This is a genomic window from Actinobacillus indolicus (genome assembly GCF_004519515.1).
Taxonomy (GTDB): domain Bacteria; phylum Pseudomonadota; class Gammaproteobacteria; order Enterobacterales; family Pasteurellaceae; genus Glaesserella; species Glaesserella indolica_A.
Genome location: NZ_CP038145.1, coordinates 278752 through 300291 on the forward strand (window position 1 = coordinate 278752; position 21540 = coordinate 300291).

The following is a 21540-nucleotide window of genomic DNA, read 5'->3' on the forward strand; positions in this document are numbered from 1 at the left end:
TTTACAATAATGACAAATGATTATTTTTTATGACTTAAACGCACTATTATTAATCAAAAAATATATATATCGTGCTTCTATCCATATTTATATTCTATAGGGTGAGCAAGCATACCCACCCTACGTAGCTTAAATAAACTTAGGTAAATCAGCCAAACTATCGATGACTCTATCTGCTTTCGCGATGCCCTCATCCGTTACCGCTTTGCCTGTACGAACTAAAATTTTGGTTTTTACACCTGCATTTTCTGCTGCCAACATATCTTCCAATTTGTCACCGACCATCACCGATTGTGCAGGGTCGATATCCAAATCCTTTATCGCTTGCAAAAACATTCCAGCCTTCGGCTTACGGCAGTCACACTCTTCCCGATATTCACCTTTCCCTTCAGGGTGATGTGGACAATAGTAAATACCATCCAGCACAACGCCATAATCTTCATCCAGCGACCAATCCATCCATTCAGTTAATCGGTGAAACTGTGCTTCACTAAAATACCCCCTTGCAATGCCCGATTGGTTGGTGACAAGGACAAGTAAATAGCCTTTGTCTTGGAGTTTTTTTAATGCGTTGCCTACTCCTTCAATGAATTGGAAATCATCAATTGTATGTACATAGCCGTGATCGATGTTGATCGTGCCGTCTCTATCCAAAAAAATTGCTTTCTTTGCCATCATTATTACCCTTTTAAAAAATCGACAATGAGCTGGTGATGTTGGCTCGTTTTAAATTTGTCAAATACCGCCACGATCTTACCGCTTGTATCAATCAAAAAGCTGATACGATGAATGCCGTCATAGGTTTTTCCTAAAAATTTCTTCTCTCCCCATACACCAAAAGCGTCTGCGACTTGATGTTCAGGATCGGATAGTAGGGCGAAATTCAGAGCTTTTTTCTCCACAAACTGCGCTAATTTTTTTGGCTGATCAGGGCTTATGCCTAACACAACCACATTTAATGCATCTAGTTCATCTTTGCTGTCCCTTAAGCCACACGCTTGTGTGGTACAGCCAGGGGTTAGTGCTTTTGGATAAAAATAAACGAGAACATATTTATCTTGAAATTGGGAAAGAGAGACGCTTTCGCCATTTTGATTCAGTAAGGTAAATTGGGGGCGGTATCGCCTACTTTAAGTGTATTCATTGGTAAAATTCCATTAAAAACAGACCGCTTGTATATTACTACACAAGCGGTCTGTTTTGGACAAAGTTTTGCAAATTTCCGGCATTATGTAGCAGTTGCAAAAAATTAATTTTAGGAAAATTTATGTAGGGGTGGGGTTTATCCCCACCCGTAAGCCCTGATGTTAGAACAAGATTCGGGCGGGGATAAACCCCGCCCCTACGAAAATATTTAATGTTTATGCAAGTGCTACATAATACTGCAAATTTCCTTTTGTTTATAAAGCACCTAGGCTTAATCTGCCAAAAACCCTTCCAACAATTCATTTAAAAACAGTTTGCCGTGTTGGGTGATTTGCCAATGGGTTGCCGTTTCAGTGATGAAATTTTTCGCTAATGCCCAATCCATTGTCGGTTGAACGATATGTCTATCTAATCCTGTATAGGCTTCAAATTCTGCTTTTGGTGTAGCTTCAAGTAGGCGGAAACGGTTCATAAAAAATTCAAACGGTCGATCATCCAATGCTATCAGCTCTTGTTGATAGCGATATTCACCACGCATATAGCCTTTAGGGTGCTTAGTTTTACTGAAGCGGTAAATCTCCCCCGTTGGATAGCTGATTTTCCCATGTGCGCCACAGCCAATCGCTAAATAATCGCCAAACCGCCAATAATTGAGATTATGTTGGCATTGATAGCCTTTTTTCGCATAGGCAGACGTTTCGTACTGTTCGTAACCCGCTTGTGTTAAAAGCTGATGTCCTTGCTCAAAAATTTCCCACAGTTCGTCATCATCGGGCAAGGTTGGCTGACGGTAATAGAACATCGTATTCGGCTCAATCGTCAGTTGATACCACGACAAATGGGGAGGATTTAACGCAATCCCTTGACCTAAATCATTTAACGCTTGTGCCACCGACTGATTTGGCAAACCGTGCATCAGATCAATGTTAAAACTTTTCAGCCCTGCATTTGCAGAATTTTGTGCAAATCTGACCGCTTGTATCGCTTCTTGACTGTCGTGAATTCTCCCTAGTTTCAACAATTTTTCAGGTTCAAAACTTTGAATCCCCATTGAAATTCGATTAACACCGCCTTGAGCATAGCCAATAAAACGCTCTGCTTCTGCCGTACCTGGGTTGGCTTCTAAGGTAATTTCACAATATTCGTTAAAAGCAATTCGCTGACGAATTTCAGCCAATAAATAAGCAATGCCTTCCGCCGAAAAAAGACTCGGCGTACCGCCACCGATAAAAATCGAGTGAATTTTACGTTCGCCAATCGCTGTTTTATAGGTGGCTAGATCCTGCTCTAAATCCATTAACAGATGTTGGATATATTCCTGTTCAGGAATAACGCCTTTCTGGGCATGAGAGTTGAAATCACAGTAAGGGCATTTCTGCACGCACCATGGAATATGGATATAAAGGCTTAGGGGGGGAGGGTTAGGTTCATTGTTTTCATTGAGTTATATTGGAAAGCGTAAAATCACATGTAGGGGCAAATGATATTTGCCCCAAAACAATCATAAGAACATCAGGGCGAATGTAATTCGCCCCTACAAATGGATATTTAAACGTTGTATAACGTGTTACATCATACTAAAAAAATTAATCACAAGGTACGATTTTAATCGCTAATCCGCCCGTTGATGTTTCACGGTATTTCGCATTCATATCTTTGCCTGTTTCGTACATAGTTTCAATCACTTTATCCAAAGTAACACGTGGTTGAGTTGTACGACGCAGTGCCATACGGCTTGCGTTAATTGCTTTCACCGATGCAATCGCATTGCGTTCAATACAAGGTACTTGAACTTGTCCACCCACAGGATCGCAAGTTAAACCAAGATTATGCTCCATCGCAATTTCTGCCGCCATACAAACTTGGTCTGGTGTGCCTCCCATAATCTCGGCTAAACCTGCCGCAGCCATAGAACAAGCCACGCCCACTTCACCTTGACAACCGACTTCTGCCCCTGAAATTGACGCATTCATTTTATAAAGTGAACCAATCACACTCGCCGCTAACAAATAGCGTTCTGTTGTTTCTTGGGTTAATTCGCCGACAAACTGACGATAATAAGCCAATACCGCTGGTACAATACCGCAAGCGCCATTGGTTGGTGCAGTCACTACTCTGCCCCCCGCAGCATTTTCTTCATTCACCGCTAAAGCGTACATATTGATCCAGTCAATAATTTGCATTGGATCGTTATTGAGTTTACTCGTTGCTTCTAATGTTCTGCGTAGCGATGGCGCACGGCGAATCACTTTTAACGGACCAGGTAATAACCCTTCGGTGTGTAAACCATGTTCAATACAGTCATCCATGGTTTTCCATACTTTTGCTAGATAATCGCTGATCTCTTGTTTTGGGCGTAATGCTAATTCATTTTTCCAAACAAGGCTCGAAATTGGCAAGCCATTGGCTTTACAATGTTTCAAAATATCTTCTGCATTTTTATAAGGGAAAGGCACTTCCACACTGCTGTTTTTGACATTATCAAAGTTTTCATCATCCACAATAAATCCACCGCCAATCGAATAATAGGTTTTGCTCAATACCAATTCCCCTTTAGAGAAAGCATTAAAAGTCACCCCATTTTCATGGCGTGGTAAAAAGTCATAATGGAACGGCATATCCGCAAAAAAATCAAAGGTAATTGTTTTAGCGTGTTCTGGTCGAGCTTCTGCAAGGCATAAATTTTGATGCTGTTTGACATCGCTTACGACCGTATCAATACGCTCAATATCTACATTGTCTGGCAAATAGCCCATTAATCCCATAATAATCGCAGTATCCGTACTGTGCCCTCGCCCAGTCAACGCTAACGAGCCGTAGACATCGACTTGCAAGCGGTCAGTTTCTGCCAATTTTTTGCAATCAACTAAGAGATCAATAAATTCCTTACCCGCTTTCATCGGGCCAACGGTATGGGAACTTGAAGGCCCAATTCCCACTTTAAACATATCAAATACACTAATCATAATATCCACACTTTTTAAAATAAATTCCCCCTACCCAAAGTGGCAGGGGGAAGAAAAATTTCGGCTATTGTAACGGTTTTAGAATAATCCGTACACTATTGCTGAAATTGCTACTGAACCCATCACTACCACAAACACATTACTAAATTTACCTTTAAATTTTTGTAACGCTGGAATTGTATGGATAGCGTACATTGGCATGATAAATAGAATCATCGCAATAACAGGGCCACCAAGGCTTTCAATGAAACCAAGGATACTTGGGTTCAAGGTTGCCACAATCCATAAGGTAATTAAGAAAACAACGGCGGTGATTTTTTTGAATTTCGCAGGCTCAATCGGCTCTTTACGCATTTGATTGACCAATCCTTCTAAACCTTCACGTGCGCCAAGATAGTGACCAAAGAAAGAGCTACCAATCGCTAAGAATGCAACTAATGGGCCGAAGTAAGAAATAATTGGGTTATCAAATTTGTTCGCTAAGTAAGACAAAATCGAAATATTTTGTGCTTTGGCTTGCAGTAATTCTTCTGGTGTTAGGGTTAACACACAGCTAAAGACAAAGAACATCACAAACAAGACCAAAATCATCGCCGTTGAGCGTAATACATTGCTCGCTTGTTTATCGGTTTGCTCTGGATCTTTATAGAATTTTTGTTGTGAAAGGGCAAAAGATGAAATTGCTGGAGAATGGTTGAAAGCAAAGACTAAAACCGGAATCGTCAGCCATAAAGTGACTAAGAAATCACTCGCTTGTGGAACTTGGCTAAGCGCTGCACCATTCCATTCTGGAATTAAGTAAATAGATAAGCCAAATAAAATTGCGACTAATGGATAAACCAAATAAGTCGTAATTTTCAGCATCATCTCTTCATTTAACAACATAACCCCAATCATGATCGCAATCAAAATAAAAGAAAGGATCACTCTTGGTGGCGCAGCCACGTGTAATTGATTTTCTAAGAATGAAGTAACTGTATTGGTAATACCCACACCATAAATTAATAAAATAGGAAAAATAGCTAAAAAGTAAAGTAATGTAATTAATTTGCCCGCACCGTCACCAAAGTGTTCACGTACCACATTCGTAATATCGCTTCCCGGTGTTTTAGAAGATAGCACAAAACGCGCTAAACCGCGGTGCGCTAAATAGGTCATTGGCCCGACTAAAATTGTCATCACAACAAGTGGTAAAAAACCACCCATACCCGCATTTATCGGTAAGAAAAGTACGCCAGCCCCTACTGCGGTACCGAATAAGTTTAATACCCATGTAAGCGAAAAACGTTTAGATGAATGTTGATCCATAGATCCTCCTGAATAATTAGATTTATCGTTTGGAGGATTGGGTCAACAATGCAAACATAACTCAAACCACCAAATCAGTCGCGATCTTAATGGTTTTGTTTGAATTCACAACCAAAAAATGTCAAAAATGTGAAGCGTGTAAAGAAATGAAAACAAAAATCTCAGAATATGAGTGAGTTTTGATTAAAAGCAATGTTTTATGATTGAAAAAGAAGATAATTGCCCAAATAAACAAAGGGTCGAATTTGTAAAATTTTCATCAAATCCGACCGCTTGTATTATCTTAATTATGCCTTACGCCACGTCGTGCCATTTGCTCCATCTTCAAGCACAATGCCCATTGCGGTAAGCTTATTGCGTGCTTCATCGGCAGCAGCCCAGTTTTTGCTGGCTCTTGCTTCGTTGCGTTGTTTAATTAAAGCTTCGATTTCTGCGACTTCATCGTTATTGGCATCGCCTTGTAAGAAGGTTTCTGGATCTTGCTCTAATAAACCTAGTACGCCTGCAAGTTGTTTTAAACGTGCGGCAAGTTTGTTCGCTTCCGCCTGATTTTCTGCTTTGAGTTTGTTGATTTCACGGGCTAACTCAAATAACACCGCTAAAGCCCCTGGAGTGTTGAAATCATCGTCCATCGACTCTTTGAAAGCGGTCACATACTGATCGTTTTCTGCAAGTTCGACATTCCAATCACAGCCACGCAATGCCGTATATAAACGTTCTAACGCTTTGCGAGCCAAGCCGATATTTTCTTCACTGTAATCCAACAAGCTACGGTATTGGGCAGTTAAGAAGAAGTAGCGAACACTTTCACAATCATATTTGTTTAAAATATCACGAATAGTGAAGAAGTTATTGAGCGATTTTGACATCTTCTCTTCGTTGATCGTAAGCATTCCCGTGTGTAGCCAATAATTCACATAATCGTCACCGTGAGCACAGCAAGATTGTGCAATCTCGTTTTCGTGGTGTGGGAACATTAAGTCCGAACCGCCACCGTGAATATCAAAATGGTTGCCGAGTTCTTTGCTGTTCATCGCCGAACATTCGATATGCCAACCTGGACGACCTTTGCCCCAAGGGGAATCCCAGCTTGGTTCGTTCGCTTTTGACATTTTCCATAACACGAAATCCATCGGGTTGCGTTTGACCGACTTAATTTCAACCCTTGCCCCTGCTTGAAGCTGTTCAAGATTTTGGCGAGATAACGCACCGTATTTTTGGAAAGACTCGACATTGAACATCACATCGCCATCTTCCGCCACATAAGCGTGGCCTTTCGCTAAGAGTTTTTCGACAATCGCAATAATTTCAGGGATATGTTGCGTTGCACGAGGTTCAACATCAGGGCGAAGGATATTTAACGCATCAAAATCTTTGTGCATTTCGGTAATCATACGATCCACAAGCTGATCGCAAGTTTCATTATTTTCCAACGAACGTTTGATGATTTTGTCGTCCACATCGGTAATATTACGCACATAGCGTAAGTTATAGCCGAGATAGCGAAGGTAACGTGCGATCACGTCAAAAGAAACAAAAGTCCGCCCGTGCCCAAAGTGACAGAGATCGTAAACCGTGACACCACAGACATACATTCCAACGTGATCAGGGTGGATCGGTTTAAATTCTTCTTTTTCACGTTTTAAGGTGTTATAAATTTTGAGCATAGGTTCCTCGTATTTTCGTATAATTGTTTTAAGGGGCGGTTCGTTAATCTGCCTTATTCATTGGCTATGATGGTCTAGGATAAATTCGACTGCTATGAATCACGGTAATAATCCATACTTCATCATCAAATTCTTTTTTAGATTTTAGCGGTATTATGTAGTACTTGCACAAACATTAAATGTTTTCGTAGGGGCGGGGTTTATCCCCGCCCGAATCTCGTTCAAACATCAGGACTTACGGGCGGGGATAAACCCCGCCCCTACATAAATTTTCCTAAAATTGACTTTTGTGCAACTACTACATAATACTGGTATTTTAGACATAGACATTTTCTCGATCAAACGTTGCTAATTCTTGAGCTTTACGCTCAATCACCTTTCTTGCTCGTTCTTTCGATTGTTCAAGGGATAATCCTCTTTGCATTTCAACATCACTAAGTCCTTGACGAACTTTTTCTGCTAAAAATTCATCATAACCTTTTTCTTTCAACATAATATGTCTCCTACCTTTCAGCGAAACTCCACAAAATTCTAACAAACAAGCGGTCTGTTTTGGGAAAAATTTTGCAATTTCTGCCAAACTTTTTAATAATACCACCCGAAATTTACTTCAATCCCTATAAGGAATAATAAATGATTACATTACATACCAATTTTGGTGATATTAAAATCGCTTTAAATTATGAAAAAGCACCAATTACCGCAGAAAACTTTGAAACCTACTGTAAAGACGGTTTCTATAATGGCACGATTTTCCACCGTGTGATTGATGGTTTTATGATTCAAGGCGGTGGTATGGAAGTGGGTATGGTAGAAAAAACGACTCGCGCACCAATTCAAAATGAAGCAAGTAACGGTTTAAGCAATAAACGTGGCACACTTGCGATGGCTCGTACTTCAGATCCACACTCTGCTTCAGCACAGTTCTTTATTAACGTGGCAGATAATACCTTCTTAGATTACCGTTCAAAAGAGATGTTCGGTAAAACTGTGGTTCAAGAATGGGGCTATGCGGTCTTTGGTGAAGTGGTTGAAGGCATGGACGTTGTCGATAAAATCAAAGGCGTAAAAACAGGTAACAAAGGCTGGCACGCGGATGTACCAAAAGAAGATGTGATCATTAACTCTGTCACTGTTGATTAATTTTCCAAACGACTGCTTGGTAACAAGCGGTCGTTTTTTTCATTTGTTTTACAAAGGACATTATTATGAAGTTTAAACTTTCTTGTGCAGCATTGGCTGTTTCTTCTTTTCTTTCTGTTAACGCATTCGCAGCGGATATTCAATTCCGTGTGATTGAAACATCTGATATTCACACCAATTTAACAGACTTTGATTACTACAAAGATAAACAAGATGCAAAATATGGCTTAACTCGTTCTGCTACCTTAATTAAACAAGCAAAAGCGGAAGTGCCAAATAGCATTTATGTCGATAATGGTGATTTAATCCAAGGTGCGCCAATCGGTGACTATGTTGCCAATAAAGGCTTAAAAGAGAAAGATGCACACCCTAGTTATATCGCACTTGAATATTTAGATGTTGTCGCAAGTACATTAGGTAACCATGAATTTAACTATGGTTTAGATTTTTTAGACACCGCATTAAAAAATACGAAAGTGCCAGTTTTAAGTGCTAACGTGCTTGATCCAAAAACCAATGAACCGAAATATACGCCGTATCTCATTCAAGAACGTGAAATGACTGATACAGAAGGTAAAAAACATAAAATCAAAGTGGGGATTATCGGTTTTGTTCCACCACAAATTTTAATTTGGGATAAAGCGAATCTTGAAGGCAAAGTGGTGGTAGCCGATATTGTTGAAACCGCAGAAAAATATGTGCCAAAAATGAAAGCGGAAGGCGCTGATGTCATTATTGCATTAAACCACAGCGGTTCAGGTTCTTTTGATAAACCTTATGAAAAAGGTCAAGAAAATACCACCGTCGCATTAAGTAATGTGAAAGGCATTGATGCGATTGCCTTTGGCCACTCTCACGGTCAATTCCCAGGCAAAGATTTTGAAGGCAAAGCTGGCGTAGATATTGCGAAAGGTACAATCAACGGCACACCAGCAACAATGCCAGGTCAATTTGGTAGCCACATTGGTGTGATCGATTTAACCTTAAGTGATAAATCGGGTAAATGGCAAGTGGTAGAGGGTAAAGCACAAATCCGTCCTATCTTTGATGGTAAAGAGAAGAAAGCGTTGGTTGAAAACGATCAAGGTTTAGTGGATTTAATGAAACCTTACCACGATGCGACCCGTGAATTCGTCTCTCAACCTATCGGTAAATCTTCTGCAGATATGTATAGCTATCTCTCTTTAGTGCAAGATGATCCTACGGTACAAATCGTAAGTCTTGCACAAAAAGATTATGTGGAAAAAGTAGTTCAGAATTTGCCTGAATTGAAAGGTATTCCTGTATTAAGTGCGGCTGCACCATTTAAATCAGGCGGCCGTAAAAATGATGCAACTGCATTCGTTGAAGTGCCAAAAGGTGATTTAAGCTTCCGTAACGCGGCTGATCTTTATCTCTATCCAAACACCTTGGTGGCAGTCAAAGTCAATGGTGCAGAGTTAAAAGAGTGGTTAGAGTGCTCTGCGGGTATGTTTAATCAAATCGATCCAAATAGCACTGAACCACAAGGTTTAATCAACTGGGATGGCTTCCGTACTTATAACTTTGATGTAATTGATGGTGTGAACTATCAAATCGATGTAACCAGCCCTGCTCGTTATGATTTAGATTGTAAATTGGTGAATGATAAAGGTGATCGTATCAAAGGCTTAACTTTCCAAGGTAAACCAGTTGATCCAAAAGCGGAATTCATTATTGCAACTAACAACTACCGTGCTTACGGCGGCAAATTTGCGGGTACAGGTAGCGACCATGTTGTTTATGCATCTCCAGATGAAAACCGCCAAGTGTTAGCGAACTACATCACAGCACAAACGAAAGAGAAAGGCCAAATCAATCCAAGTGCAGACAATAACTGGAAATTTGCGCCAATTAATGACAAAGTAAATGTGTTCTTTGAAACTGCAAATAGCGATAAAGCCCAAGCCTTTATCAAAGAAAAAGCGACATTTGGACACAAATTCTTAAAACAAGATGATGCTGGTTTTGGCGTGTATCAAATTGATATGAGCAAATAATCTTGAATAACCGTGGGTGACCACGGTTTTGCAAATTTTTGCTCAAATCAGACCGCTTGTAAAAGCAAAAATCCCCGAACTATTCGGGGATTTTTTTATCTTGGCTGTAGAAATTAGATAACACCTTGCTCTAACATTGCCGTTGCCACTTTTTTGAAGCCCGCAATGTTTGCACCGTTTACGTAGTTCACATAGCCATTGCCTTCTGAACCATTTTCCACACAGTTTTGGTGGATATTTTCCATAATACCGAATAGGCGTTGATCCACTTCTTCACGGCTCCAAGATAGACGAATTGCGTTTTGGCTCATTTCTAAACCTGAAGTTGCTACACCACCGGCGTTAGACGCTTTACCTGGTGCATAAAGGATTTTCGCATCAATAAATGCTTCAACTGCCCCTAATGTTGAAGGCATATTCGCCCCTTCAGCCACGCACACACAGCCGTTTTTGAGTAAGGTTTTCGCATCTTCGGTATCTAATTCGTTTTGGGTTGCACAAGGTAGTGCCACTTCACACGCCACTCCCCACGGTTTTTGACCGTCGAAATATTGGATACCCTGTTCTTTCGCATACACAGATAAACGTTCACGGCGTTCATTTTTCAATTCTAATAATGCGCTTAATTGTGCTTCCGTCATACCGCTTGCAGGGAATAAAACGTAACCATTTGAGTCTGAAACGGTCAATACGCGACCGCCTTTTTGGATGACTTTTTCCGCCGCATATTGTGCTACGTTACCCGAACCTGAAATCACCACGCCTTTGCCTTCAATGCTTTGACCACGTGTATTTAACATAGATTCAGCAAAGTAAACTGTGCCGTAACCTGTTGCTTCAGGACGAATTAAGCTACCGCCCCAAGTTAAGCTTTTACCCGTTAAGACAGAAGTAAACTCGTTACGTAATTTTTTGTATTGACCGAACATATAGCCGATTTCACGTCCGCCTACGCCGATGTCACCTGCTGGCACATCGGTATCTGCGCCAATGTGGCGGAATAATTCGCTCATAAAGGCTTGGCAGAAACGCATCACTTCTGCGTCAGATTTGCCTTTCGGATCAAAGTCAGAACCACCTTTACCGCCACCCATTGGTAATGTTGTTAACGCATTTTTGAAGACTTGTTCAAAAGCTAAGAATTTTAATACGCCTAAATCCACGGTTGGGTGGAAACGGATACCGCCTTTATAAGGACCAATCGCTGAGTTCATTTGTACACGGTAACCACGATTGACCTGCACTTGACCTTTATCATCCACCCAAGTCACGCGGAAAGAAATCACACGTTCAGGTTCAACAATACGCTCTAGTAACCCTTGTTGAGTATATTTTGGATTTTTAGCAAGGAAAGGCGCAAGGCTACCAAATACTTCTTCAACAGCTTGGTGGAAAGGGGCTTGGTTTGGATCACGTTGTTTGATTTTTTGGAATAAGGCGTTTAAATCGCTCATAGTTAGCTCCTGTTTGAATTTTAAATTTGTGTTTGCTTGCTGAAGTCTATCAGCCTTATTGTGATTTGCAATAATCAATTAAAAAATTTTATCTCTAAAATTAGAAATATTTAGCTGAATGCATTATTTTTAACCAATGGATAGAATGGGCGTAAAAATTTACAAGAGAAGAAACGGCAGATATGCCAATTTGAGCTACAATTCAGCAACTATTTTTTACTAGGCAAAAGAAGATGAATAACGTCGATCAACAAGAAATCGCAAAATTTGAAAAAATGGCTAAAAGCTGGTGGGATCCTCAAGGGGATTTTAAACCGATTCACCTATTAAATCCGCTTAGAGTGGCTTATATCAATGAAAAGGCAGGTGGGCTGTTTGGGAAAAAGGTGCTTGATGTTGGCTGTGGGGGCGGTATTTTAAGTGAAGCTATGGCTCGTTTGGGCGCACAAGTCACAGGGATTGATATGACAACAGAGCCCCTTGAAATTGCTAAACAACATGCAGCACAAAGTGAATTAACCATTGATTATCGACAAACAACCATTGAAAATTTTTTGCATGATCATACCGCTAGTCAACAAGAAAAGTTTGATGTGATTACCTGTTTGGAAATGCTTGAGCACGTGCCCGAACCGTTATCTATTATCCAAAGCTGCCAAGCGTTGCTCAAACCAAATGGCGTGCTTTTTTTCTCGACTATTAACCGTACCTTAAAAGCCTATATGTTGGTGATTATTGGCGCAGAATATGTGCTAAAAATGTTGCCGAAAGGGACTCACGAATTTGAGAAATTTATTAAACCAGCGGAATTGCTTGCATGGTGCGATCAAGCGAAGTTAAGCTGTGATGAAATGGTGGGCTATCATTTTAATCCGCTGACTGAAAAATTTTGGTTAAATAAAGATGTGAGTTGTAACTATATTGCGACATTAAGGCATATCAAATAAATAGGCTGTTTGGGCGGACACATCGGTCCGCCCCTACCAATATGATATTAACGAGTTAATGTCACGGGCAACATCAATGTATCTAAGACAAAGCTCAAAGGCAAATCAATTACCGCAACGACACTGAATATCCCACCTTCTTGAATTGCTTGAAAATCTCTACTCACACCTGCATAAACGGAATAATCACTTTCTGCAAGGCTAGTAATTGTTCCACAAGCGGTCAGATTCCCGATAAAAAATGCAAGTGTAAGCCATTTGCTAATCTGTTTTTTCATTTTTCTACCCAAATTCACTTAATTACGCATATCATACCGAATAATTAACAAAAACCGATCCATTTCTTTGCAAAATGTTTTATATTACAGACTTTCTTTATTTCAATTATTTGAGGAATTTATATGCAAAGTTACAACATTGCCGTGTTAAGTGGTGACGGTATCGGACCTGAAATTATGGCTCAAGCAATCAAAGTGCTTGATGCGGTACAACAAAAATATGGGTTCAAGTTAAACTACAATAGCTACGATATCGGCGGCATCGCTATTGATAACCACGGAAAAGCCTTACCTGAAAGCACATTAAAAGGTTGTGAAGAAGCTGATGCTATTTTATTCGGCTCTGTGGGCGGTCCGAAATGGGAACACCTTCCACCTAACGAGCAACCTGAGCGTGGCGCATTATTACCACTTCGTAAACACTTTGCATTATTCTGCAATCTTCGCCCTGCAACCCTATATAAAGGTTTAGAACAATTCTGTCCATTACGAGCAGACATTGCCGCAAAAGGCTTTGATATGGTAACTGTGCGTGAATTAACGGGCGGTATCTATTTTGGTCAACCTAAAGGCCGTGAAGGTGAAGGGGCAAATGAAAAAGCTTTTGATACGGAAGTTTATCACCGTTATGAAATTGAACGTATTGCCAAAGTGGCATTTGAAACGGCAATGAAACGCACCAAACACGTGACATCTGTCGATAAAGCAAACGTATTAATGAGTTCAATCCTTTGGCGTGAAACGGTAAATGAAGTTGCAAAACAGTATCCTGAAGTGAAATTGGATCATATCTATATTGATAATGCGACAATGCAGTTAATCAAACAGCCTGATTTCTTTGATGTATTGCTTTGTTCAAATATCTTTGGTGATATTATTTCTGACGAGTGTGCGATGATCACAGGCTCTATGGGAATGTTACCGTCCGCAAGTTTAAACGAAAAAGGCTTCGGCTTATATGAACCAGCAGGTGGTTCAGCGCCAGATATCGCAGGTAAAAATATTGCTAACCCGATTGCGCAAATTCTTTCAGCGGCAATGATGCTACGCCATAGTTTTGGTTTAGAAGATGCCGCAAAAGCGATTGAAAATGCAGTTCAAAAAGTGTTAGCCGATGGCTATCGCACCGCAGATCTCGCGGATCAATCAACACCGATTTCAACATCAGAAATGGGTGATCTCATCGCTAAAAATATTTAAACGAAAAGCGGTCTGAGACCGCTTTTTCTGTTTTATTCAATAAAAACCCCATTATCCATCCGATAAACCCGATCAAAATGTGTTAAGCCATTTAATCGATGGGTGATCATTAACAGAGTTTTACCCTCTGTATGCGTTAAGATGAGATTTAAGATCTGCTGTTCTGTTTCTCTGTCCAAACCTTCCGTTGGTTCATCTAATAAGACAATCTCCGCTGGACTTAATAAAAGACGAGCTAATCCCAAACGGCGCTGTTCGCCGCCTGAAAGTGGTCTTCCGCCTTCCCCTAGCCATAAATCTAGACCTTGCTCATCGAGTAAATAACTTAAATTCACTTTTGCTAATACATCAATTAATTCACTGTCTGTGGCTTTTGGATTTCCAAGTAACAAATTTTCACGCAAACTGTGGCTAAAAATATGAACACGTTGGCTCAAGGTGACAATATGTTGGCGCAGAGTGTCTTCTGGATAATCGCTGATTTTGCAAGAATTAAGCCAGATCTCACCGCTTGTTGCATCATAATTTCGTGTCAACAGTTGGAAAATCGTTGATTTGCCACTGCCTGTTTTCCCTAATAATGCCACACGCTGTCCTGCTAATACTTCAAATGAGATGCCTTTTAAAACGGGTTCGTCACTTTGCGGATAGCAGAAATGTACATCACGGAAGCTGACAAGCGGTTGGTTTGGCTTCATTGTTTGCCATGTTGCACTGCCGTTAAATTGAACGCTGGGTTGTTGATCGATAATGTCACTAATACGTTCCGCCGACGCAATCACTTGCCCTAGGTGAAGAAATGCCATACCAATAGGGGAAAGAATCTCAAACGATGCCAACACACAGAACACCACTAACGCAATCAAGGCTTCAGGGTTGTCTGCCGTTGGCACGTGAATTGCCGTTGCAGACAGATAAATCACCACTGTCACCAAAATGCCATTGAGCAGAATTAATAATGCGTTGGATAGTCCGCCTAATTGGCTCTCTCGACTTTGTGCATTTAACCACTGTTGTTCAGTCTGTTTAAGCTTATCTGTTGCTTGCTCTAACACGCCAAATAAGAGAAATTCTGCGTTAAGTTGAATCCATTCAATAAATTGACTGCGATAATGGGCGCGTGATTGCACTGCCGTTTTGCCTAATTTTCGCCCTAAATGGTAGAAAATGGTTGGGAAAATCAGCAATAATGCCACTAAAGTTCCGCAGATAATGAGTGCTAATAAAGGTGACACAAAAGATAAACCAATCCCCATAAAAAGAATAATCATCACCGCACTTACAAAAGGTGAAATTAAATTCAAATAGAGCGTATCTAGGGTATCCACATCCGCCACCAAGCGATTTAATAATTCGCTATGACGATAGCGGTTTAACCCTGCCGGGCTTAAGGGAATCAATTTGCTAAAGACCGCCACCCGTAAATTTGCCAAGACACGGAAAGTTGCATCATGGGTCACTAAACGTTCAAAATAACGGGAGATTGTTCTGCCAATCGCAAGCCCACGTACCCCTGAAGATGGATAGAAAAAATTAAAGAGTAAACTTGACCCAACCAATGCCGAAGCGGCTAAAAACCATCCTGATAGACTTAATAACCCGATACTCGCCGCTAAGCTAGTGATCGCTAAAATAATGCCTAAGGTTAAACGTCCCCAATGCGTTCGATATAACGCTAAAAACGGAAAAAGTGTACGCATAATGTTATTGATTTCCTAATAATTCTGCAAAAAAGCCTTGTAATGCTAATTCGGTGAAATGCCCCCGTTGGATAATTTGCCCATGCTTCATCACCCAAATTTCATCACACACTTTTAAATCTTCAACACGGTGGGTAATCATCAGTGTCGTTTGCTCTCGGCTTAGGTTATGTAATGCTGTCAGAACTTGCTGTTCTGATTGCATATCTAAACTTGCTGTCGGCTCATCTAACAGCAATAAACGAGATTGGCGTAATAACGCTCGTGCAATCGCAATGCGTTGTGCCTGCCCGCCAGACAATCCACCGTTGCCGTCTTGAATTTCACGGGCTAAACCTAAGCGATAAACGAATTCGTCAGCTTTTGATAAGGCTAAGGCTTGTTGTAATTCTGTTTCTGATGCCTGAGCATTCCCCAAAAGAATATTGTCACGCAATGTGCCACGCATTAACTGCGGATTCTGCCCAACCCAAGCCAAGGTTGAACGCCACTGTGCCATATCCAGATCTCGCAACTCAATACCATTGATTTTTACGCTCCCTTGATAAGATAAAAAGCCCAATAACATATTCATTAAAGAGCTTTTGCCTGCTCCACTTTGCCCCACTAAGGCAATATGTTGATTAGCTTTAATCTCAAAACGAAGCGGTTCGGTTAAGGCTTTGCCTTGTGGAGAAAGAATGACACAATCTTTTGCCACAATATTAAGCTCTGAATGAGGTAACGGCTGTGTACCTTTGCTTTGAGCTAAAACGTCTTCACTTAAAAAGGTTTCAAGGCTATCCGCAGCGCCAATCGCAGCCGCTTTATCGTGATAATAAACCCCTAATTCACGTAACGGCTGATAAAACTCAGGGGCTAACATTAAGCAGAAAAAGCCGATAAATAATGTCACAGGGAGATCGTAAGATCCGAAATTGATATCACCTAGATAAGTAAAACCGAAATAGACCGCCATTACCGCAATCGAAATGGCAGTAAAAAACTCAAGCACCGCAGAAGAGAGAAATGCCATTTTCAGCACATCCATCGTACTGAGACGAAATGCTTCTGTTTGTTGATAAATGTGATCCGTTTGCTTTTGTGCCTGACCAAATAAGCGAATAGTTTCTAGCCCTTTTAAGCTATCTAAAAACTGTCCGCTTAAACGAGAGAGAATCCCAATATTTTTTTGATTGGCTTCCGCCGCCTTAATCCCTGCCAGTGCCATAAAAATAGGGAGTAGTGGCAAGGTGGCAAATAAAATCACGCCAGCCGCCCAGTTTAATGGAAACACGGCACATAAAATGACAAGCGGTACGATCACCGATAAATATTGCTGTGGCAAATAACGTGCATAAAAGTTATGAATATTTTCGACTTGCTCTAACATCAATGTCGCCCAGCTTCCTGCGGGGCGCTGTTGAATTGTCATCGGGCCAATTTGAGCCAATTTATGCATAACTTGCTCACGTAAATGTAAACGCAGCATCTGCCCTGCTTTAAAGCCAGTCCGCTCTCTTAACCAAAGCAAAACAGCTCGACCAACAAAGCAACCTAGTAATAGACCGAGTTCTAAAATAAACGCTGATGGGCTACGATGCTCGACAATCATTTCATGTAAGATTGTTGCCAATAGCCCCATTTGTACAACCAACAAAATTGAGCTGATCGTGCCTAATAAGACATTCAAATAAAGCCATTTTTTGACGATTTTTTGTTGTTGGCGTAGCCACTTTTGCAGATGTTTTTGTCGTTGTTTTTCCACTATTTATCCATTTTAGTCAAATTCAAAACGATACATGAGATCAACTGCCTGATTCACACTTGAAACCCATTGTAAATAAAGACTTGGCGCTAAACGATAACGCAATGTTAATTCGGTTAATGGGGCGAAAATACCTACACCATATTTTACCTTAAACTTCGGTGTTAGGCTGCCACTCACCACTACTTTGGTGTTATCGCCAATCCCTGCTGTACTCACATTTAAGTCACTGATACCAAACGCACTTCCAACGGTTCCTACCGTTTTACTACTTTTTGATAAACTCATTCCGATTAACGCAGCTGCAATAGAATTACTCGATCCTGCATCACCACTATTTTCAAGTCCACGTCCTGTTAATATATAGGATAACGCTTGATCTTGAGACATTGATGGATTTGAGAAGACTTTTACTTCTGGCGCATCAGCAATCCCTGTAACTTTTACCCCAGCAGTGACACTCGTATCTTCCATAGCCTCTGGATTACGAATCGCTTCAATATCTAAAGTCGGTTGAGATGGCGAACCTGTAAATGAAATCAACCCTTTACGAATAACTAAGTCTTGACCAAAGGAAGCAAATGTCCCGTTTTTCAAATTGACTTGCCCGTATAATCCAAGTCCTTTACTTCCCTGCTTAACTTTAATTGTTCCATTGAGATCCGTTTTTAAACCATAAGCATCCAATTTGACATCATCGCCAATGTTAATAGACACATCAGCTTTAATTGCCATACCAGCCCCATTTTGTGGTAAGTTTTTATTCAATAAAGCGGTACGATTTGCTTTATTTTTTGCAGATCCATCCATAATCACTTCATCACTACTCACCGCAACAGCACTTTCAGGTAACTCTTCCACCGCAATTCTTGCCCATGGGATATCAATATTCCCCCCTAAAATTAGCTCTTTTGGCGTGGCTTTGACTTCAATATTTGGACTAACATCCACTTTCGCCATATTTGGAATATCTACTCGGAAGCGATTTGCTTGTGCTTTGATACGTGTGTACCACGCATCTAATTTTTGCCAATTAGCATCACCTTCAAGCACTAAGTTACTTTCGGTCGTTTGCACATTCCCTTTTAAAGTTGAACTTGCCCCATTGAAATTTAAGGCTAAATTGCCCCCCGTCACATCAAATGGCATTGCATTTGAGCGAGCAGTTAACCCCGTGAGATTCAAATTACCATAAAGCAAAGGCGACAATGCTGTACCGCCTAAAGTTAAACGAGCATTAATATCTCCATTCACACGTTCACCCGAACTTAATAACGGCTGAACAAGGCGTAGATTTATATTTTCAATCTGAATGTTTCCAGATAAACCACGTTGTTTAGCAATATCTCGCATCACTAAATCGCTCGTTAAACGCCCGTTATTTTCAATGCGAATATCGGTATTTAGCTTCAAATTATTGTCCGCCATATTTGCGGTAATTTTCAGTGGCGATAACGTGATTGGAAAAGTTTTTCCATCCATTTTTTGCGCAAATTTCAAGGCATTAGAACTCAATTCTACGTTGACTTGCGGTGCTTTATTGGTAAACCATGAAGCATCCCCTTTCGCATTTACCGAACCTGAAATTTGGCTATTTTGATCCAAATACTCTTGAACCATTGCCAGATCGAACTGTTTGATTTCAAAAGGTACTTTGCCTTCTTTACCCGCACTAAAGTTTTGTGGCAAACATACTGTCACTTTTGGATTACGCCAACAATGGGCTGATATATCTGCTTTAATTAACTTATTGTTATAAGTCAGCTGAATATTTTTATCATTTTTCCATTCACCAATAGGAGAGGTAACTGCTACGTTGCTTAACTGTCCTTGCCATGTTTGCTGAGTGCGATCAAATTTTCCAGCTAGCTGTAAATTTGCACCAGCAGGTTCACCTTTGGAGGTGATTTTCAAGGTATGGTTTGCTTCACTACCTGATGCAACGACATTAGCATTATCTATTTTTACATCACCATAATTGAACTGGCGTAAATCAAGGGTGAGATTACCTTGGATCTGTTTTTCCGTTGAGACTTTCCCTTTGGCTGTGAGATGCTGTAATTTAAGCTGATCATAAGCGACATTATTTGCAGTTAAATCAAGATCTAAACTCGGCTCAGTGACCTTGCCTTGCAGTTTCACCAAACCATTAATACTCGCTTTTAAATTAGGCACTAAGCCTTGTAAATTAGGGGCTTTAATCTCCGCACTAAAATCGGATTTATCACTAATAATCCCTTTCATTGCAATGCGGTTTTCGCCATATAACAATGTAGCATCAGGCACATTTAGTAAGTTTTTAGTATCTGCGGTGAGTGAGCCTTTTAGCTGTAAATTTTTCTGTAATAAATTGCCGTGTAAATCCATTTCAGAGACATTTACCGACCATTCATTCCCCTTTTCACCACGTCCAGCAAAGCCCGTTGAGTTCAATTTCCCAGAGAGCAACGCACTCCATTCTGGCAGTAGTGATTTAGTGTTAATTCCGTCTAAATTGAGAGAAGATTGCCACTCTACACCATTTGACCAATCTACTTTACCCGCTAAATTAGCCGTACCTTGAAGTGCTTTTAACAAGAGATCTTGAATTTCAAAGTGCGTTAGTTCGCCTTTGCCTTTTAAGCTTAACGAGCTGTCAGGTAATTGCATACCTTTTGCTGATAACGCCGTATCTAATTGATAATTCAGTAAATCCCCTGATAATTTTATATTCACATTTTCTAATGTGAGGGGATCCACGCCCTTTTCATCAATAAAAGGATAACGCGCCTTATCACTTTTGATGGTTAAATCAAAAGGTGTTTTGGCAGTGGCTAACTGAACATTTCCGTCAATATTTGCCTTGATCGCACCGCTTGTTGCAATAGTTAAGGCTGTTTTATCAAACAGTGCCCCTGACAATTTCACCTTGACTTCACTTTCAGGGATTTTAAATTCCGTCAACGCCGAAGATTTTGCATTTAATGTCCAGTCTAAAGGGTAGTTATCCGACAGCGTTAATTTTCCTTCCCCCTGAACATTGCCTTTGTCACTTTCTATACTTAGTTGCTTCAAATCTACGGACGACTCATCGGATTTTGCTGCTAAAAGTAAAGACGACACATTGACTAAAGATTTAGGCTCAACAAATTCGCCATCGCTATTTTTCACTTTTTGTTCAAGATGAATTTGCTCTGCCTTAAATTCGGGAATATCAAAATTTAATGGTAATTTAATCGGATCTAACTTGGTCAACAGCGATTTCTCTAACTGTTGTTTAATACTCACCCAATCTACTGGCTTCTCTTTTTCTTGAGGCACTTCTTTTGCATTTTTTTCATCAGAACTGACCGCTTGTGGTGCTAAAGAGAGCGTTAATCCTTGTAACAATGTCGGTGATAGATTGAGATCTTTGCCTTGACCTTGAAGCCCCGAATGGAAATGGGTTAATGCAATATCCATGTCATCTACACTCACACGGATATTGTCTAAGGAGATCTGCTTTAATGAAATAGCAGGAAGATTAAGCTCAGCACTTATTTGATCTTTTTCTTCTGTTGAAGGAGGGAGTTTTGTGGTATCCACCACAACAGTTGTGTCTTTAATCGCAATATTTTCAACACAAGCTGATTTATCTAATAAACAAGCAAAACCAAGATGAAGGTCAGCTTGACCAACATTGACATCCACACCATCCATTTGATAGCGCGTCTCTTTCAGGGTTAAACCATCTTGTAAACTTCCTTCAATTTGCCCAATGCTCAGTTGATCGAGAAATTTATCGGCAAGTTCAAGTGCTGTACGTTGTCCAACGCTTGTCGCAAGGAAAATCAGTGGCGCAAGTAATAAAATAGCAAGCACCCATAAACTACGCCATACCCAACGACATTTCGATTTGGGTTTCGCTTTAGGCTCTGTCTGCGTTTGCTCTGCATTCTGTTCTGGTGTTGGTAATGTTTCTTGCGCCTTTTCCATTGTCTAACTCGC

15 protein-coding genes and 1 pseudogene are annotated in these 21540 nt (G+C 40.5%); 4 read left to right on the forward strand and 12 right to left on the reverse strand.

The genetic code is table 11. The features are described from left to right. Positions 1 to 129 precede the first annotated feature (129 nt). The 7 genes and pseudogenes from gmhB to EXH44_RS01320 all read right to left on the reverse strand — a co-directional run bounded on the left by gmhB (position 130) and on the right by EXH44_RS01320 (position 7580). Positions 130 to 675 (reverse strand): D-glycero-beta-D-manno-heptose 1,7-bisphosphate 7-phosphatase, encoded by a 546-nt coding sequence (gene gmhB, locus EXH44_RS01290; protein ID WP_162855934.1) that lies wholly within the window; start codon positions 673 to 675, stop codon positions 130 to 132. A gap of 5 nt (positions 676 to 680) precedes the next feature. After that, positions 681 to 1144, reverse strand: a pseudogene (gene bcp, locus EXH44_RS01295) (thioredoxin-dependent thiol peroxidase). A gap of 273 nt (positions 1145 to 1417) precedes the next feature. Then, positions 1418 to 2527: a radical SAM family heme chaperone HemW gene (hemW, locus tag EXH44_RS01300; protein WP_244238734.1), complete on the reverse strand. Its 1110-nt coding sequence runs from the start codon at positions 2525 to 2527 to the stop codon at positions 1418 to 1420. Between the two features lie 205 nt (positions 2528 to 2732). Further along, the gene (locus tag EXH44_RS01305) at positions 2733 to 4112 is read right to left on the reverse strand and encodes an L-serine ammonia-lyase (RefSeq protein ID WP_162855935.1); all 1380 of its coding nucleotides are present in this window, start codon (positions 4110 to 4112) and stop codon (positions 2733 to 2735) included. Positions 4113 to 4190: 78 nt separating this feature from the next. Further along, positions 4191 to 5420, reverse strand: coding sequence for a serine/threonine transporter (locus EXH44_RS01310; protein ID WP_162855936.1), 1230 nt, complete (start codon positions 5418 to 5420; stop codon positions 4191 to 4193). 287 nt (positions 5421 to 5707) lie between these two features. Then, positions 5708 to 7087: a cysteine--tRNA ligase gene (gene cysS, locus EXH44_RS01315; protein ID WP_162855937.1), complete on the reverse strand. Its 1380-nt coding sequence runs from the start codon at positions 7085 to 7087 to the stop codon at positions 5708 to 5710. A 316-nt stretch (positions 7088 to 7403) separates the two neighbouring features. After that, on the reverse strand, positions 7404 to 7580 hold the full coding sequence (locus EXH44_RS01320; protein ID WP_162855938.1) for a hypothetical protein: 177 nt from the start codon (positions 7578 to 7580) through the stop codon (positions 7404 to 7406). Between the two features lie 140 nt (positions 7581 to 7720). Here EXH44_RS01320 and EXH44_RS01325 point away from each other — a divergent pair, with 140 nt between their 5' ends. Both EXH44_RS01325 and EXH44_RS01330 read left to right on the forward strand, forming a co-directional pair. Next, positions 7721 to 8230: a peptidylprolyl isomerase gene (locus EXH44_RS01325; RefSeq protein ID WP_135673644.1), complete on the forward strand. Its 510-nt coding sequence runs from the start codon at positions 7721 to 7723 to the stop codon at positions 8228 to 8230. Positions 8231 to 8295: 65 nt separating this feature from the next. Next, the gene (locus EXH44_RS01330) at positions 8296 to 10248 is read left to right on the forward strand and encodes a bifunctional 2',3'-cyclic-nucleotide 2'-phosphodiesterase/3'-nucleotidase (protein ID WP_162855939.1); all 1953 of its coding nucleotides are present in this window, start codon (positions 8296 to 8298) and stop codon (positions 10246 to 10248) included. Positions 10249 to 10361: 113 nt separating this feature from the next. Here EXH44_RS01330 and gdhA read toward each other — a convergent pair whose 3' ends face one another. Continuing rightward, positions 10362 to 11702, reverse strand: coding sequence for an NADP-specific glutamate dehydrogenase (gene gdhA, locus EXH44_RS01335; RefSeq protein ID WP_162855940.1), 1341 nt, complete (start codon positions 11700 to 11702; stop codon positions 10362 to 10364). Positions 11703 to 11935: 233 nt separating this feature from the next. On the opposite strand from gdhA, the gene ubiG reads away from it, so the two are divergent. Then, positions 11936 to 12649 (forward strand): bifunctional 2-polyprenyl-6-hydroxyphenol methylase/3-demethylubiquinol 3-O-methyltransferase UbiG, encoded by a 714-nt coding sequence (gene ubiG, locus EXH44_RS01340; protein WP_162855941.1) that lies wholly within the window; start codon positions 11936 to 11938, stop codon positions 12647 to 12649. Positions 12650 to 12696: 47 nt separating this feature from the next. Here the strand turns inward: ubiG and EXH44_RS01345 are convergent, their stop codons facing one another. Further along, entirely contained in the window at positions 12697 to 12927 is a 231-nt protein-coding gene (locus tag EXH44_RS01345) for a YceK/YidQ family lipoprotein (protein WP_162855942.1), read from the reverse strand. Between the two features lie 123 nt (positions 12928 to 13050). Between EXH44_RS01345 and leuB the strand changes: the two genes are divergently transcribed. Beyond that, positions 13051 to 14127 (forward strand): 3-isopropylmalate dehydrogenase, encoded by a 1077-nt coding sequence (gene leuB, locus EXH44_RS01350; protein ID WP_162855943.1) that lies wholly within the window; start codon positions 13051 to 13053, stop codon positions 14125 to 14127. A 32-nt stretch (positions 14128 to 14159) separates the two neighbouring features. On the opposite strand, the gene cydC is transcribed toward leuB, so the two are convergent. From cydC to tamB, 3 genes are read right to left on the reverse strand one after another with little or no spacing between them, the layout of a single operon-like run. Beyond that, on the reverse strand, positions 14160 to 15827 hold the full coding sequence (gene cydC, locus EXH44_RS01355) for a heme ABC transporter ATP-binding protein/permease CydC (RefSeq protein WP_162855944.1): 1668 nt from the start codon (positions 15825 to 15827) through the stop codon (positions 14160 to 14162). 4 nt (positions 15828 to 15831) lie between these two features. Then, positions 15832 to 17574: a heme ABC transporter permease/ATP-binding protein CydD gene (gene cydD, locus EXH44_RS01360; RefSeq protein ID WP_162855945.1), complete on the reverse strand. Its 1743-nt coding sequence runs from the start codon at positions 17572 to 17574 to the stop codon at positions 15832 to 15834. A gap of 12 nt (positions 17575 to 17586) precedes the next feature. Further along, the gene (gene tamB, locus EXH44_RS01365; RefSeq protein WP_162855946.1) at positions 17587 to 21528 is read right to left on the reverse strand and encodes an autotransporter assembly complex protein TamB; all 3942 of its coding nucleotides are present in this window, start codon (positions 21526 to 21528) and stop codon (positions 17587 to 17589) included. Positions 21529 to 21540: the final 12 nt, after the last annotated feature.